The sequence below is a fragment of the Longimicrobium sp. genome, assembly GCF_036399935.1.
Classification (GTDB): domain Bacteria; phylum Gemmatimonadota; class Gemmatimonadetes; order Longimicrobiales; family Longimicrobiaceae; genus Longimicrobium.
On record NZ_DASWMD010000021.1, the window covers coordinates 309,074 to 322,578 of the forward strand.

Genomic DNA, 13,505 nt, shown 5'->3' on the forward strand with positions numbered 1-13,505 from the left:
TCTACACGTACCGTCATGCAACCGAGCTTCGGTCCCGGGCACTACGTTCCGCTGCTGAAGGGGAAATCCGGTGAGTACCAGGCGCTGGGCGGGCTGGCGCTGCACGACCAGCACGGGCTCACGCCGTTCATCGACGTTCCGCCCATCGCGGAGCTGGATGGACGGGTGCTCACCCCCGCGCAGCACTACCAGGCGCAGTTCGACAAGCTCGAAAAGTACTGGGGAAAGCGGGGTCCCGTGTTCGTGGATTCGCGGCTCGTTCAGCCAGGCCGGCTCACGGCCGGAGGCGAACACGGAGCGTCAGTCCTGTTCGACCTTGCGGAGCGGGCCGGGTTCGGCGTGGTGCCCGTGACCGGGCTGCGCCGCGAAGACACGTACCAGCAAGCGGTGCGGAACGCGGTGGGACGGCTGGGGACGGGCGTGTGCCTGCGCATGGAAGACGCCGACCTGACGGACCAGCTTGCCGCCCGGATGGACGCGCTCCTGGAATGGCTCGGCGTGCCCGTCCGCGATGCGGACCTCGTGCTGGACTACCGCGGCGTTCCCGAGGAGCTGGCGCGTTCTCTCGCGACCGGCGCCAGTGTGGCCATCCGCGAGCTTCCGCACCTGGACCGCTGGCGTACTTTCACGCTGGCATCGGGCGGATTCCCCAGGTCGCTGGGCGAGCTGGGGCGCGGCTCCGAGTTCCGCATCCAACGATCGGACTGGAACCTGTGGCAAGCGGTCTCCCGCTCGCTCCCCGCCGCCGTCCGCCGCCCCGCGTTCGGCGACTACGGCATCGCGCATCCTGACCTGGAAGACGCCGATCCGCGGCTGATGAACGTTCCCGTCGCCCTCCGCTACACCACCGCGACGGAGTTCCTGGTACTGAAGCGCGGGACGTTTCGAAAAGGCGGGGGCGCGGCGTTCCAGAAGCTTTGCCAGGAGCTCGTCCAACTCCCGGACTACAGCGGGAATGCGTTCAGCAGGGGAGACGAGTACATCGCCCGTACCGCCCGGGCGGAGACGAAGGGCGGCAACCCCGAGGCGTGGCGCCAGGCGGGCACCTCGCATCACCTCACGCTGGCTGCGATCCAGGTGCGGGACCATGCGGACGGCGCCACTCCGGGCGTGCCTTGAGCGCCGCCCGCACCCGCGCGGCGAGGTCGTCCACCTCCAGGCGCGCCGCCAGCGCGGGCCACAGGTCCCACTTGGGCTGTCGGAAGAGCTTCTTCGGCGCGTCGAGGTCCGCCAGGATGGCGACCAGCTCGTCGCGCCAGAGCAGCTGCGCCAGCGCCACCGGATCCGGGGCGGGATTGCGCGCGCCGGCGCGCGCTGCGTCGAGGGCCGCGCCGTCCCGCCGCCGCGAGGCGACGAGCACTCCCCACCATCCGGGGATCAGCGCCAGCGCATGGTGAAGGTGGGTTTCGCCGACGACGAGCGTCATCGTGTCGAACACGCGGCTGTACGCCTGGGCCTGGGCCGGCAGGCGCGCGAGCGTGTCGCGGTCGCTCTTAATCTCCCACCCGTGCAGCGCGCCGTTCACCACCGCCACGTCGATGCGGAACTCGCCCTGGCAAACCCCCAGCTCGTCCACCAGCAGCGAGTGGGGGTCCGCCGAGAACCGCGCGAGTTCCGTTTCGTACAGGGCCGTGCGGATGTCGCGATCGCTCGTGGCCATTCCAGCGCAGGTTCAACGGAAGTGTTACGCCCGTGTCGGGAATCGTATGTGGAACGCCAATATCGCCCGGAGGGCGGCAGAGCGACAGCAGGAACGTGCGTCGGACCGGCCGCGGGTGTTCGCATTGTACTCTTCCACCGCGCCGGGAACCATTGGACCAGATGCCCGCGCGGATGGCGTCACCCGCGTAACGCACGCAATCCGGGGCAGCTGCAACTCCCGCGGGCCTGTCCGCGTATTGCCTCATTGGGTGTCCCCCGGCGACCACACCGGCGTCACATGGAGGGAGAAAGCGGCGGGGGCTCTCGACCCGAAAGTGTTGATTTCACAACGATTTGCACGCTCGCGCCGGGCGGCACGCCGAATGCTTGTACAGGGTCGCGTGCGCCATGCCGGCGCCGAAAGGATGGACTCATGGAAATCGTTCGTCGGTTCCTGGAAACCTCGCCCACGCGGTTCGAAGCGTATCTGGCGCTGCAGCGCGCGCTGATGCGGCGCTTCGAAGCCCGCGGCGGCACCACCGAAGAGTTCTGCAGGCGCCTGGCGCCCGCGTTCCATCGGCGGTACGGGCCCGTGCTCCTGGACGGTTGAGAGGCAGTACGGGGGACGGAAAACGGGGCGGGCGAAGATCCATCTTCACCCGCCCCGTTCGTCATCCCACCCGCGCGATCAGTACGGGTTGTCGGTGGTGCTCGTGTCGCCCGGCTCCTGGAACTTCGCCTGGACCTTGGCCATGTGCACGTCCAGCTCGCGGCTGTTCACCTTGGCGGCGATCTCGGCCACGATCTCGTCCACCGGCACCACGCGCTGCTCCTTGACCTTGTGGCGGCGCACGGCGGCAGTGCCCTGCTCCTGCTCGCGCTCGCCCAGCACCAGAATGTACGGCACCTTCTGCTTTTCCGCCTGCCGGATGCGGTAGTTCAGCGACTCGTACTGCTGAAGCTCGGCCCGGATGCCGGCCTTGCGCAGGCTGGCCATCACCTCGTGCGCGTAGTCCAGCTGCTTCTCGTCGGAGATGGGGAGCACCACCGCCTGCACGGGGGCCAGCCACACCGGGAACGCCCCCGCGAAGTGCTCCACGATCACGCCGATGAAGCGCTCCATCGACCCGAAGATGGCGCGGTGGATGACGATGGGCGTCTGCCGCGTGCCATCCGCCGCCGTGTACTCCAGCTCGAAGCGCTGCGGAAGCTGGAAGTCCAGCTGGATGGTGCCGCACTGCCACTTGCGCCCCAGGCTGTCCTGGATGCTGATGTCGATCTTGGGCCCGTAGAACGCGCCATCGCCCTCGTCGATCCAGTATCCCCGGCCCGACGCGTCCAGCGACGCCTTGAGCGCCTCCTCGGCCGCGTTCCACTGCTCCAGCTCGCCCATGTACTTCTCGGGGCGCGTAGAAAGCTTCATGGAATACTCCAGCCCGAACAGCGAGTAGAAGCGGTCCACCAGCCCCAGAAGCTGCCGGATCTCCTCCTGCACCTGGTCGGGCGTCAGGAAGATGTGCGCGTCGTCCTGCACGAAGCTGCGCGTGCGCATCAGCCCGTGAAGCGCGCCCGTCACCTCGTTGCGGTGCAGGATCTGGCTTTCGGCCACGCGCAGGGGCAGGTCGCGGTAGCTGTGCGAGCGCGTCTTGTAGAACAGCATCGTGTCGGGGCAGTTCATCGGCTTGAGCGCCATGTCGGGCTCGCCGCTGGCGTCGCGCACGATGTACATGTCCTCGTGGTAGTGCTCCCAGTGCCCCGACTGCTGGAACAGGTCGGGCTTGTACAGCACGGGGTTGAGGATCTCCACGTAGCCGTATTCCGGCTGCAGCTCGCGCCAGAAGCGGCCCAGCTCGTTGCGCAGCGTCAGCCCGCGGGGGTGCCAGAGCGCGCCGGCCGCCCACGGATGGAAGCTGAACAGGTCCAGCGCCTGGCCCAGCACGCGGTGGTCGCGGGCCTTGGCCTCTTCCACGAACGCCAGGTAGCTCTTCAGCGCCTCGCGGCTGTCCCACGCCGTGCCCGTGACGCGCTGCAGCGACGGGTTCTGCTCGCCCCGCCAGTGCGCGGGCGAGGCCGCCAGCAGCTTTACGTTCTGGCAGAAGCTGGTGTCGGGCACGTGCGGACCGGCGCACAGGTCCACGAAGTCGCCGTTGCGGTAGAACGTGACCGTCTGGTCCACCAGCTTTTCCAGGATGTCGAGCTTGTAGCGCTCGCCCTTTTCGGCGAAGAACTCCACCGCCTCGGCGTGGGGGACGACGGCCACCTCGAAGCGCTGCCGCTCCTTGCAGACGCCCTTCATCCCCTCCTGCACCGCGGCGATCTCGTCGGGCGTGATCGGCGAGTCCACGTGCACGTCGTAGAAGAAGCCGTGCTCCGTCGCCGGCCCGATGGCGAACGTGGCCTCGGGCCTCACCTTCCGCAGCGCCGTCGCCATCACGTGCGCCGACGAGTGGCGGATGCGCCGCAGCTTTTCGTCCGCGGGCAGCGCCTTGAACTCGTCGGGCGCCACCGGCTGCCAGTCCTTGTCCCGCAGCCAGCCGTCCCAGTTCTTGCTCATCCGGTCTCCATATCGTTGATCGGGCCCGCCACGGGGCCGCGCGTTGTCAAATCTCAAGAAGGCGTCAGATTAACGGCCCGCACCGCCCCGCGCCACCGCTCCGCCCACGAAAAAGCCGCCCCGTTCGAGAGGGCGGCTGATCGTGTGATGGCGGAACGTGGATGCTCACCCTGCCGCTCGGGCGAGCTCCGCCGGGACGGTGCCGGTAGTCCGGGTGTGCTGGCTGAGAATGCGCACGAACGTGTCAGCGATGGCGGACCAGGAGAAGTGGCTGGCCGTGTAGGCCGCCGCCCGGCTGGACGCCTGCGCCACCAGGGCGCGGTCCGCGCGGTAGCGCAGCACCAGCGCCCGGAACGCCTCGGCGTCCCGGCTGGGCACCAGGTGCCCGTTCTCTCCCTCGCGGATCACGTCGCTGATCCCTTCCAGGTCGGCCGCGATCACCGGCAGCCCGCACAGCCCCGCCTCGAGCATCACCACGCCGAAGCCCTCGATGTCGCCCTTCACGTGGATGTTGGGCATCACGAACAGGTCGGCGCCGCGGTACAGCGTCAGCAGCATCTCTTCCGACACCTTGCCCAGCAGCCGCACGTTTCCGTGCATGCCATGGCGGTCGATGGATGCCTGGATCTGCGGCGTCATGGGCCCCTCGCCCGTGATCAGGTAGATCACGTTGCCGGGCATGGTGGGCATCACCTGCTCGGTGAACCAGGTGAAGCCCTTGCGCTCCTGGTGCCGCCCCACGCTCGCCAGGATCAGCGCGTCGTCGGGAATGGTGCCCGCGGACTCGCCGATGGACTTCAGCAGCTCGCGCCGCGCCGCGCGCCGGTCGCGCGGGGCGCCGAACAGGTCCACGTCCACGCCGCAGGGGACCACGTGCATCTTGGCGGGCGAGAGCCCGCGCGCCAGGCACTCCTGCCCCGTGGCCTGGCTGATGGGAAACACCAGGTCCAGCGCCTCGAGCACCCTGGGGACGAACCACTGGTACCCCGGCGTGGGCAGCGTCACGTCGCGCCCCACGGGAATGGCGGCCGACAGGGCGCCCGCGCGGCGGATGGCGTTGCCCAGCACCGCCGTGGTGGACGCGGTGACCATGGACGAATGCAGCACCACGTCGATCTTTTCGCGCTTGACCACGCGGGGAATCTCCCGCAGCAGCCCGGCCATGAAGCCCGGCAAGCGGCGGGGCGTCTGCTTCCACGACGTTTCCAGCAGCCGAGAATGAAGCTCCACGCCGGGATGCTCGCCCAGGGCCGCGTGCAGCCCCTGCGCCACGCGCTGCATTCCGCCCACGTTGCTCAGCGGGTCGCCGGGCAGCGGAAACGAGTGGGAAACGTAGAGGATTCGCAACGTGGAGTGCTCCTGCGGCGGGGTGTTCCTTCGGGGGCTAACTCAGTGGAACGGTTGAATATACACCCGAACGGGGCACCCTGTCCAGAATCTCGTTCCCCGCCGCCACCTCCACTTCGACCGCGTTGTCGTAGAACACGGCGCCGCCGCCCATGTCGGTGACGCCCTGCGAGGTGGTGTCGTTCACCGTGCGGCCGCCGTCGGAGAGCTGCGCCCAGCGCACGCCGTAGGAGACGGCCACCCCCGGCCGCACGTCGTCGGTGACCACCGCCCGTCCGAAGAAGTGGCCGCGGTCGTTCCAGCAGCGCAGGCGGTCGCCGTCGCGCACCCCGCGCACCGCCGCCTCGTTGGGGTGCAGCAGCAGCTTGGTGGGCCCCGCCGCGCGCTCCAGGTGCGGGACGTTGGCGAAGGTGCTGTTCATCAGCGGATGCTCCGGCGGCGACAGCAGCATCAGCGGAAAGCGCGCGGCGCGTTCCGGGTCTGCCTCGGCGCTTTCCGCGGGGGGCACGTACGTGGGCAGGGGATCGAGGCCAATCGACTCCAGCTCCGGGGCCAGGATCTGGATCTTTCCCGTGGGGGTGTTCGGCTTCGGCTCCGCGTACGGGCGAAAGTCGCGCGGGGCGGCAAGGCGGATCCATCCCTCGTCCAGCAGCCGCTCGAAGGTGATCCCCTGCATCCAGGGGTGCGACGACTCCAGCGCCTGGCGGATCAGGTCCACGTCGCCGTCCGCGAACTCCGGATCGTCCAGCCCCATCCGCGTGGCCAGCCGCCGGAAGATCTCGGTGTTGGGCAGCGACTCGCCGACCGGGGCGATGGAGGGTCGGTTGAGCGTCAGGTACAGGTGCCCGTACGCCGTGTGCACGTCCCAGTGCTCCAGCTGCGTGGTCGCGGGAAGCACCCAGTCCGCGTAGCGCGCAGTGTCGGTGACGAAGTGCTCCATCACCACGGTGAACAGGTCGTCGCGCAGCAGCCCCTGCCGCACGCTCCCCAGGTCGGGCGCCACCGCGGCGGGATTGCTGTTATAGACCACCAGCGCCTGCACCGGCGGCCCGCCCACGCCCGCGTCCGCCTTCGTGAGCGCCTCGCCCAGCTGGATCATGTTGATGGTGCGCGTGCCGGGCGGAACCCATTCCGGCCGCTGCAGCTTTCCGCCGTTCAGCTTGAAGGCGCCGCTGGTGGAGAGCGTGGCGCCGCCGCCCAGGTCGCGCCAGGCACCGGTGACCGCGGGAAGGAGCGAGATCGTTCGCACCGCCGTGCCGCCGCCCCGGTGCCGCTGCAGCCCGTAGTTCAGCCGGATGAACGACGGCCGCGTGGTGGCGTATTCGTGCGCCAGCCGCTCGATGCGCTCCGCATCCAGCCCCGTGATGCCCGCCGCGCGCTCCGGCGTCCACTCGCGCGCCCGTTCCCGCAGCGCCTCCCAGCCGACCGTGTTTTCGCGCAGGTACTCCGCGTCGTCCAGCCCGTCGCGAAAGACCACGTGCATCATCCCCAGCGCCAGCGCGGCGTCGGCGCCGGGGCGAATGGGCAGGTGCTCGTCGCACTGGGCGGCGGTGCGCGTGCGGATGGGGTCGATGGCGATCAGGCGGGCGCCGGCCTCGCGGGCGCGCCGCAGCGCCGGCCACAGGTGCGGGTTGCTGGTGAGGGTGTTGGTGCCCCACAGCAGGATGAAGCGCGCGTGCTCGGCCTCTTCCGGCGTGGGGCCCAGGCGGTCGCCGTAGGTGACGCCCCAGCCGACGCTGCCCGCCGTGGCGCAGATGGTACGGTCCAGCAGGCTGGCGCCGATGCGGTGGAAGAAGCGGCTGGACATCGACTCGCCCTGCACCTTGCCCAGCGTGCCGGAATACGAGTAGGGGAGGATGGCCTGCGCCCCGTGCTCGCCCGCGCGGATGGCGTTCAGCCGCCGGGCGATGTCGTCCAGCGCCTCGTCCCAACTGGCCGGCTCGAAGCGCCCCTCGCCCTTGGGGCCCACGCGCCGCAGCGGCGTCGTCAGCCGGTCTGCGTGGTAGGTGCGCTCGACGTAGCGGTTCACCTTGGTGCACAGGAAGCCCTGCGTCACCGGGTGGTCGGGGTCGCCCTGCACGCGCACGGCGCGGCCGTCGTGCACGTGCACCAGCATGGCGCACGTGTCGGGGCAGTCGTGCGGGCAGGCGCCGCGCACGATGCCGGTCCGGATGAGCGGGAGGGAGGCGGAAGTCATGCGGAGAAGATAACGCTGCGTTCGATTCGCGCACACCGCCGCGTGCCGCGGGTCAGGCCGCTAGATGCGCGCCGTGACACCCACCGTGAACCGCAGGCTCCGTCCGCCGAAGCGGCCGCTGCCCAGGTCCGTCCAGGGGTCCTTCGTGATCTTTCCCTCGGTGTAGTCGCCACCGGTGTAGACCAGCCCCACGTCTACCGCGGCTTCGGGCGAAACCCCGTACTCCACCCCGGCGCCCACGCTCGGCCCGAATCCGCGGATCTGCACGACCTGGTCATCGAAGTGCTCGGGGATGTCCTCCCTCGCCTGGCGGCCCGTCCATGCCGCCTGCAGGTAGGGCCGCAGCTGGGCTTCGGAGAGCAGGAGCCGGCCACCGAGATCGACATGGGCCAGGGCGTATTTGCCGGATTCCATCGTCGTTCCGGTGCCGCCGAGAAAGAGCGAAAGCCGCCGTGTGAAGCCGTACCCCGCGTGCAGGCTTACGCCGATCCCGGCGGTGGGGCTCTCGCCCTTCTCGATGGTGGATCGCGCTCCCGTCATTCCCACGGTGAACTGGAAACCCCGGGTGGTGAACCGCTGCGGCGTGGTCGCGTCCTGGGCAAGCCCGGTGCTGCACCAGACGAGCGATGCGAGTAGCGCCGAGAGAACCGATGTCTTTTTCATCCTGTGTTTCGAGCCCGGCAGAGAGAGTCTGGGAGAGCGGGGGAGCGGGGAATGTTCGATCAACAATAACCGATTCGCCCCGGCGGGAGCCAGAGCGAATCGGTTAAGTTCGGCCGGAGGACGATCCTATCGCTCGGCCATCCTCCCCGGGCCGTCACCGGCGCACTGCTTCTGGATGGTCTGTGCGTCGATGGCCGCCGTGCCGGGAGAGAGCCGGCGCCGGCCGTTCCCCACGCGGGTGACGCGCGGCGCGCCCGGAAGCCCGGTTCCCGGCTGCCCGCGCACGCCGGGACCGGGGCCCGGCACCGGGCCTCCGCCCGTGCCCGAGGCCTCGTAGCGGCCGCCGTCCACGCTCAGGCGCGACCGGCCGGCGGGGTCGCTCCAGAACGACGCCGAGATCTCTCCCACCACCCGGTACATCCCGTCGCCGGGCATCAGCTTCTCGGCCCTGAACGACGTATACTCGGAGCGCGCCGTGACATGATATCCAAGGCCGGCCGCCGCCTGCTCCGCGCAGGAAAGCGCGCCGGCGGGCGCGGGGACCCCGCGGGAATTCATCAGGCAACCGCCGAGGACGAACGGCAAGAGCACGAGGCGACGCATCGGTTCCTCCTGGGAGATCGGGCCGGGGTGGGAGAACCGCTCTCCGTCGGGCAAGGACCGTACGAAAGCGGACGTGCGGCGCAACGGTCACGAGCGCAACACTTTGCGCTCAGCGGCCCGGAACGCGCCCGACATCCCGGATGGACAACGCTGTCCGCGAAACGGGACGGGTGGGCCGCCGGATGGAACCGTCAGCGCCGGTTCACCTGGATGCCGAGCGATCCGTACGCGTGGGGACGGGGCTGGGCGTGGTACTGGCGGCCCCGGGCGACGAACCGGTACTCAATGCTCCACCGTCCGAAGCCGTAACCCGCCCCGACCTCGCCTGTGGCGACGAAGGGCAGCTTGCGCGCGGTGGAGTTGCCCCGGAAGGTGTTGCCGTCCAGGAACAGGTCGCGAACCACCCACTCGTGCGATCCGCCGAGCAACAGGAACGGCCCGCACCCGTCCGCCGCGCCCACCCGCGCACTGGCGCCCGCCTGGGCCGCCGTGTGGACGTTGCCCAGCACGACCATCCATCCCGGGCGAAGCTGGGCGGAACCGAGACGCGCGAGATCCGCATCGAACACCCGCTCGTCGCGGTAACGCACCAGCAGCCCCGGCTCGGTGCCGAGCTGGTGCGCCCATCCCACCTGCGGCTCGGAACCGTTCAGCCGGTGAACCCCGTTCTGCACCGGCTCGCCCAGTGCCGCCGGGCCCACGATCCCCACCTGCACCGCCAGCGCCCGCTGCCGCCCGGGCTCCTCCACGGTGGCTTCCGTACCGGCGTACAGCCAGGCAGCGTAGGGCCGCTCTCCCGCCAGCGGCGTGGGCGCGTCGCGGCGGGGCGTGTAGATCTCCTGGCCCGCGTGCAGCCGGGTGCGCAGGCACGGGAGCGCGTCGCCGTCCGCGGCGCACGTCTGCAGGGGGACGAGCGGACCCGGATTGCGGCTCAGTTCCGCGTGGACGTGCAGCCCGTGGGTGTAGTCGTAGTCGGGTGGCGCTCCGTGGCCGCGGAGCGCGAGGATGTCGTTGTCCAGCCGTAAGTTGAACGCCGTCACCGCCTGCGCCCCGAGCGGTACGGCGCAGGCCAGGACCAGCCCGAGGCCGAAGACGGTGCGCGCCGTGACCGCCACTCGCGTCGAAGCGCGCATCCAGTGCCTCCAGGAAAGCGTCGGCCGCGCTCCGCTCGGAGGCCCGAGCGCGGCGCACTACGCACGCAGCGGAATCAGCGCGCGCAGCCGCGGCTCGCGCAGGTACAGCCCCACCCAAACGAGCACGCCGAACGTGGCGGCGAAGAGAAAGAACGGGTCTTCCATGCGGACGTGCGACGCCGTGGCACCGCCCAGGTAGCCAGTCAGCAGGATGGCGCCGAGCACGGCCGTGCGGGGGATCACGTACAGCAGCGTCGCGGCGAGCAGCACCAGTCCGATGGGTGACGCGAGGTGCTCCGGGTAGCCGAACTTCACCGTTCCCTCCACGTACGGCGCAAACCGCACCAGCCGCGCCGCCCCGTCTAAGAGCAGGAAGACGGATACGAAGCCGCTGATCGCGCGGCCGGTCAATACCAGTCCCCTGCCCGGGGCAGCCGGTGCCGCCGCGCGCGCGAATTCCGCCGCCGGACGTCCCTGGTCGATCGCCATGGTCTGCATCGGTGCTCCTCCTGTGTCGGGTTGGGAGGGGGCGCCCGGTGGTTGGACCGGGTCAGCGCTCGCCTCTACCATCACGACGAACCACGACCGGGGAAATCGACACGCGCTTTTCGAATCGCCGATGGCGGCGCCCTCAAAATGCGCAGTGATCCGCCGCACGAGCGGGCGGTGACTCGTTGCCTCGCCGCAACGCCACGGAATTTCGGCGTCACATCGCTAGCCGATGAACCAGACGTTGCGGATCTTTCCGTCGCGCACCTCGTAGATGGCCACCGCGCGGATCTCCCTTCCGTCCGCCTGCCCGGTCACGTGCTCGTGATCGATGACGTAGTTGCCCTGCACCATGCGGCTGGTGATGGCGGCGCGGCCGTCGGGATTGGCGGTGAACGCATCGCCGTACTCCTTGCGCATCTGGTCCAGGCCGGACATCAGAAGGCGGTCGGGGTGCAGGTAGATGCGGATCTCCGGCGAATACGTGGCCAGGAAGCCTTCCAGGTCGCGACGGTTGTACGCCTCCAGCTGAACCTGCACCACCTGCTCCGCGGGTGAGGCAGAGGCCGCGGGCGTGCCCCCGGCAGACGGCGCGGGCCCGGCGGACGGCGCGCAGGCGGACAGGAGCACCACGGTGGCGAGAAGGAGCGCTCTCATTGGATCGGCTCGTGCGAGAGGGGAGGGCCGCGGATTGCATCCGCCGGGCGGCGGTGCTCCGCAAGCTCAGGTGTTCGGGGGATGAAGCGCAAGAGCATGCCGCGGAGCAGGGCGCGCACGCAGTGCGGACGCGGAAAGCGGGATGCGTAACACGATCCGGTAACGATTTGCGCCCGCAGCGGTTCCGCGCACGACGATTGCTCGTGTCCGCGGCTGGATCCTTCGGCCCGCGTGGATTCGTGTGCGGGCAGGTGCGGCGCGCCCGGATCTCAGGATGACAAGGTGTGGCACTACAACGACCTGCAAGCGCTCCCACGCCATTACCCTCGTGAAACGCTCCATGCACCGACGCAGCATCCTGGCCGGCCTTGCCCTCGCGGCGGCGCTCGTCTCGTCCGGCGCCCTCGCCCAGTCCGATTCGCGGACCGGCGGCGCGGCGCCGTACCGGTACCGGTGCGCGCAGAGCATCGCCCCGAACCAGGCCGCCGCCAACGAGCAGCTCCGGCAGAAGTACGAGTTGTGGCGCGCGTCGCGGGTGTCGTACGAAGGCAACCAGGCCCGCGTGAAGGCCGACGCCGACTTCGCCTACTTCGACGACGGCGGCACCGAGCAGCAGCTGCCCCACGGCACCACCTCCGAAGGCCAAGGCTACGGGATGCTGCTGGCGGCGTACATGGGCGACCGCAAGACGTTCAACGCGCTGGAGGCCTATCGCTACGCGCACCGCAACGCCAAGGGCGCCCTGCCCTGGGTGATCCGCGCCGACGGCGTGGTGGCCGACAGCGGCGCGGCCAGCGACGCCGACCAGGACATGGCGTTCGCGCTGCTGGTGGCGCACAGGCGCTGGGGCGGGTACGCGGCGCCGCTCGACGAGCTGCTGGGCACCATCCGCACGCACATGGTGGTTCCGGAGGGCTCGGCGCACGCCTACCTGCTGACGGCCGGCGACATGCCCCTGCAGTACTGGGAAGTCACCTTTCCGGGATACATGGCGCCGGCGTGGTACCGGGCCTTCGCCACCCATACGGGCGACGCCTTCTGGATGGAGGTGGCCGACAAGTCGTACCAGTACCTGACCAGCATCGACCTGAACCCCAGCTACGCCAACGCGGCGACCGGGCTGCTGCCGGACCGCACCCGCCCCGACGGCACGCTGGACGCCGACCCGGAAAGCCACCGCTTCTCGTGGAACGCCGTGCGCGCGCCGTGGCGGCTGGCGGCCGACGCCGCGTGGAATTGCGAGAGCCGGGCGAGCAGCCGGCTGGACCGGATGAACGCGTTCTTCAGCGGCGGCGGCCCGGGCAGGGGCCCCACCGGGATCGGCTCGGCATACCACACCAGCGGCGCCTTTCTGGACGACAGCCTGTTCGGCGGGCCCGACCGCAGCCCCTGGTTCTACGGCCCGCTCACCTCGGCGGCCATGCTGTCGACGAATGCCGGCTACCGGCGCGGGATGTGGTCGGAGACGCTGCGGATGATGGATTTTTCCAAGTACGGGCACGGGCTGGGGCTGCTGGGGCTGCTGCTGGCCAGCGGCAACATGCACGATCCCCTGGCCGATCCGCGGCGAACGGTGGACGACTTCGAGGCGGGAATTTCCAGGCGCTGGTGGTCGTACGCGGACACCGCCGGCAGCACCCTGACCGCGACGATGGCGTGGCCGGCGGCGGTGAGCCAGGGCGTGCGGGTGACGTACAGCGTGGTTAAATGGGCGGGTTTCGGCGTTACGCTGAACGAGAACTGGAGCGCGTACCGCGCCCTGGAGTTCTGGCTGGAGGGCACCGGCTCCGGCAACCCCATCTACCTGGAGCTGGAGGACGCGGACGGTGAGCTGTTCGTCCACCGTTTCGTCGACGACTTCACGGGGTGGCGGTTCGCCAGCGTGCCGCTGAACACCACGGCGTTCCCGCGCCGCAGGGACTACCAGCCGGCCGCCATCAACAACGGCATGACGCTCACCAACGTCAGGGCCATCCGCTTTCAGCCCTGGGGCCGCGGAAGCTTCGGCGTGGACGGGCTGGTGCTCGTTCCCTGATGAGCGGGGCTTCGCGTGCAGTTCGCGAAGGCGCCGCGAAGGCGGACTTCGTGACGTTCCAGCTGCGGTTTCAACCGCCGGGACGAAGGCCAAGGTCCACGCACTGGTGACCGCTGCCGCGCCCCGGCTGAGAAGTGACGCCAGCAAGATCCTTCGGCCCGCAAGCGATGTGCTGCGGGCGGGTAG

General features: G+C 69.9%; 12 protein-coding genes. 3 read left to right on the top strand and 9 right to left on the bottom strand.

Annotation, left to right across the window (positions count from 1 at the left end; genetic code table 11):
- The first annotated feature begins 15 nt into the window (after nucleotides 1-15).
- Nucleotides 16-1,119: a beta family protein gene (locus VGB24_RS08125; protein ID WP_331072441.1), complete on the top strand. Its 1,104-nt coding sequence runs from the start codon at nucleotides 16-18 to the stop codon at nucleotides 1,117-1,119.
- On the opposite strand, the gene VGB24_RS08130 is transcribed toward VGB24_RS08125, so the two are convergent.
- Nucleotides 1,058-1,660, bottom strand: coding sequence for a sce7726 family protein (locus VGB24_RS08130; protein ID WP_331072442.1), 603 nt, complete (start codon nucleotides 1,658-1,660; stop codon nucleotides 1,058-1,060). The genes VGB24_RS08125 and VGB24_RS08130 overlap by 62 nt on opposite strands.
- A 414-nt stretch (nucleotides 1,661-2,074) precedes the next feature.
- Between VGB24_RS08130 and VGB24_RS08135 the strand changes: the two genes are divergently transcribed.
- Complete coding sequence (locus VGB24_RS08135) at nucleotides 2,075-2,251, top strand: hypothetical protein (RefSeq protein WP_331072443.1); 177 nt, start codon at nucleotides 2,075-2,077, stop codon at nucleotides 2,249-2,251.
- Between the two features lie 78 nt (nucleotides 2,252-2,329).
- On the opposite strand, the gene thrS is transcribed toward VGB24_RS08135, so the two are convergent.
- The 8 genes from thrS to VGB24_RS08175 form a co-directional block, all read right to left on the bottom strand.
- Nucleotides 2,330-4,195, bottom strand: coding sequence for a threonine--tRNA ligase (thrS, locus tag VGB24_RS08140; protein ID WP_331072444.1), 1,866 nt, complete (start codon nucleotides 4,193-4,195; stop codon nucleotides 2,330-2,332).
- 165 nt (nucleotides 4,196-4,360) lie between these two features.
- The gene (locus VGB24_RS08145; protein ID WP_331072445.1) at nucleotides 4,361-5,542 is read right to left on the bottom strand and encodes a glycosyltransferase family 4 protein; all 1,182 of its coding nucleotides are present in this window, start codon (nucleotides 5,540-5,542) and stop codon (nucleotides 4,361-4,363) included.
- Nucleotides 5,543-5,579: 37 nt separating this feature from the next.
- Nucleotides 5,580-7,715: a molybdopterin oxidoreductase family protein gene (locus VGB24_RS08150; RefSeq protein ID WP_349263904.1), complete on the bottom strand. Its 2,136-nt coding sequence runs from the start codon at nucleotides 7,713-7,715 to the stop codon at nucleotides 5,580-5,582.
- Between the two features lie 84 nt (nucleotides 7,716-7,799).
- Nucleotides 7,800-8,402 (bottom strand): outer membrane beta-barrel protein, encoded by a 603-nt coding sequence (locus tag VGB24_RS08155; RefSeq protein ID WP_331072447.1) that lies wholly within the window; start codon nucleotides 8,400-8,402, stop codon nucleotides 7,800-7,802.
- A gap of 126 nt (nucleotides 8,403-8,528) precedes the next feature.
- Nucleotides 8,529-8,960 carry a hypothetical protein gene (locus VGB24_RS08160; RefSeq protein WP_331072448.1) on the bottom strand — a complete coding sequence of 144 codons (432 nt, stop codon included), beginning with the start codon at nucleotides 8,958-8,960 and terminating at the stop codon, nucleotides 8,529-8,531.
- A 236-nt stretch (nucleotides 8,961-9,196) separates the two neighbouring features.
- On the bottom strand, nucleotides 9,197-10,138 hold the full coding sequence (locus tag VGB24_RS08165) for a lipid A deacylase LpxR family protein (protein WP_331072449.1): 942 nt from the start codon (nucleotides 10,136-10,138) through the stop codon (nucleotides 9,197-9,199).
- 57 nt (nucleotides 10,139-10,195) lie between these two features.
- The gene (locus tag VGB24_RS08170; RefSeq protein WP_331072450.1) at nucleotides 10,196-10,636 is read right to left on the bottom strand and encodes a DoxX family protein; all 441 of its coding nucleotides are present in this window, start codon (nucleotides 10,634-10,636) and stop codon (nucleotides 10,196-10,198) included.
- A 216-nt stretch (nucleotides 10,637-10,852) separates the two neighbouring features.
- On the bottom strand, nucleotides 10,853-11,284 hold the full coding sequence (locus VGB24_RS08175; protein WP_331072451.1) for a nuclear transport factor 2 family protein: 432 nt from the start codon (nucleotides 11,282-11,284) through the stop codon (nucleotides 10,853-10,855).
- Nucleotides 11,285-11,624: 340 nt separating this feature from the next.
- On the opposite strand from VGB24_RS08175, the gene VGB24_RS08180 reads away from it, so the two are divergent.
- Nucleotides 11,625-13,319: a glycosyl hydrolase family 8 gene (locus tag VGB24_RS08180; protein WP_331072452.1), complete on the top strand. Its 1,695-nt coding sequence runs from the start codon at nucleotides 11,625-11,627 to the stop codon at nucleotides 13,317-13,319.
- Nucleotides 13,320-13,505: the final 186 nt, after the last annotated feature.

What these genes read in the sequence shown, in the direction of transcription:
- VGB24_RS08125 (WP_331072441.1), top strand. Translation starts at nt 16, where the DNA reads ATGCAACCGAGCTTCGGTCCCGGGCACTACGTTCCGCTGCTGAAGGGG.
- VGB24_RS08130 (WP_331072442.1), bottom strand. Translation starts at nt 1,660, where the DNA reads ATGGCCACGAGCGATCGCGACATCCGCACGGCCCTGTACGAAACGGAA.
- VGB24_RS08135 (WP_331072443.1), top strand. Translation starts at nt 2,075, where the DNA reads ATGGAAATCGTTCGTCGGTTCCTGGAAACCTCGCCCACGCGGTTCGAA.
- thrS (WP_331072444.1), bottom strand. Translation starts at nt 4,195, where the DNA reads ATGAGCAAGAACTGGGACGGCTGGCTGCGGGACAAGGACTGGCAGCCG.
- VGB24_RS08155 (WP_331072447.1), bottom strand. Translation starts at nt 8,402, where the DNA reads ATGAAAAAGACATCGGTTCTCTCGGCGCTACTCGCATCGCTCGTCTGG.
- VGB24_RS08160 (WP_331072448.1), bottom strand. Translation starts at nt 8,960, where the DNA reads ATGAATTCCCGCGGGGTCCCCGCGCCCGCCGGCGCGCTTTCCTGCGCG.
- VGB24_RS08165 (WP_331072449.1), bottom strand. Translation starts at nt 10,138, where the DNA reads ATGCGCGCTTCGACGCGAGTGGCGGTCACGGCGCGCACCGTCTTCGGC.
- VGB24_RS08170 (WP_331072450.1), bottom strand. Translation starts at nt 10,636, where the DNA reads ATGCAGACCATGGCGATCGACCAGGGACGTCCGGCGGCGGAATTCGCG.
- VGB24_RS08175 (WP_331072451.1), bottom strand. Translation starts at nt 11,284, where the DNA reads ATGAGAGCGCTCCTTCTCGCCACCGTGGTGCTCCTGTCCGCCTGCGCG.
- VGB24_RS08180 (WP_331072452.1), top strand. Translation starts at nt 11,625, where the DNA reads ATGCACCGACGCAGCATCCTGGCCGGCCTTGCCCTCGCGGCGGCGCTC.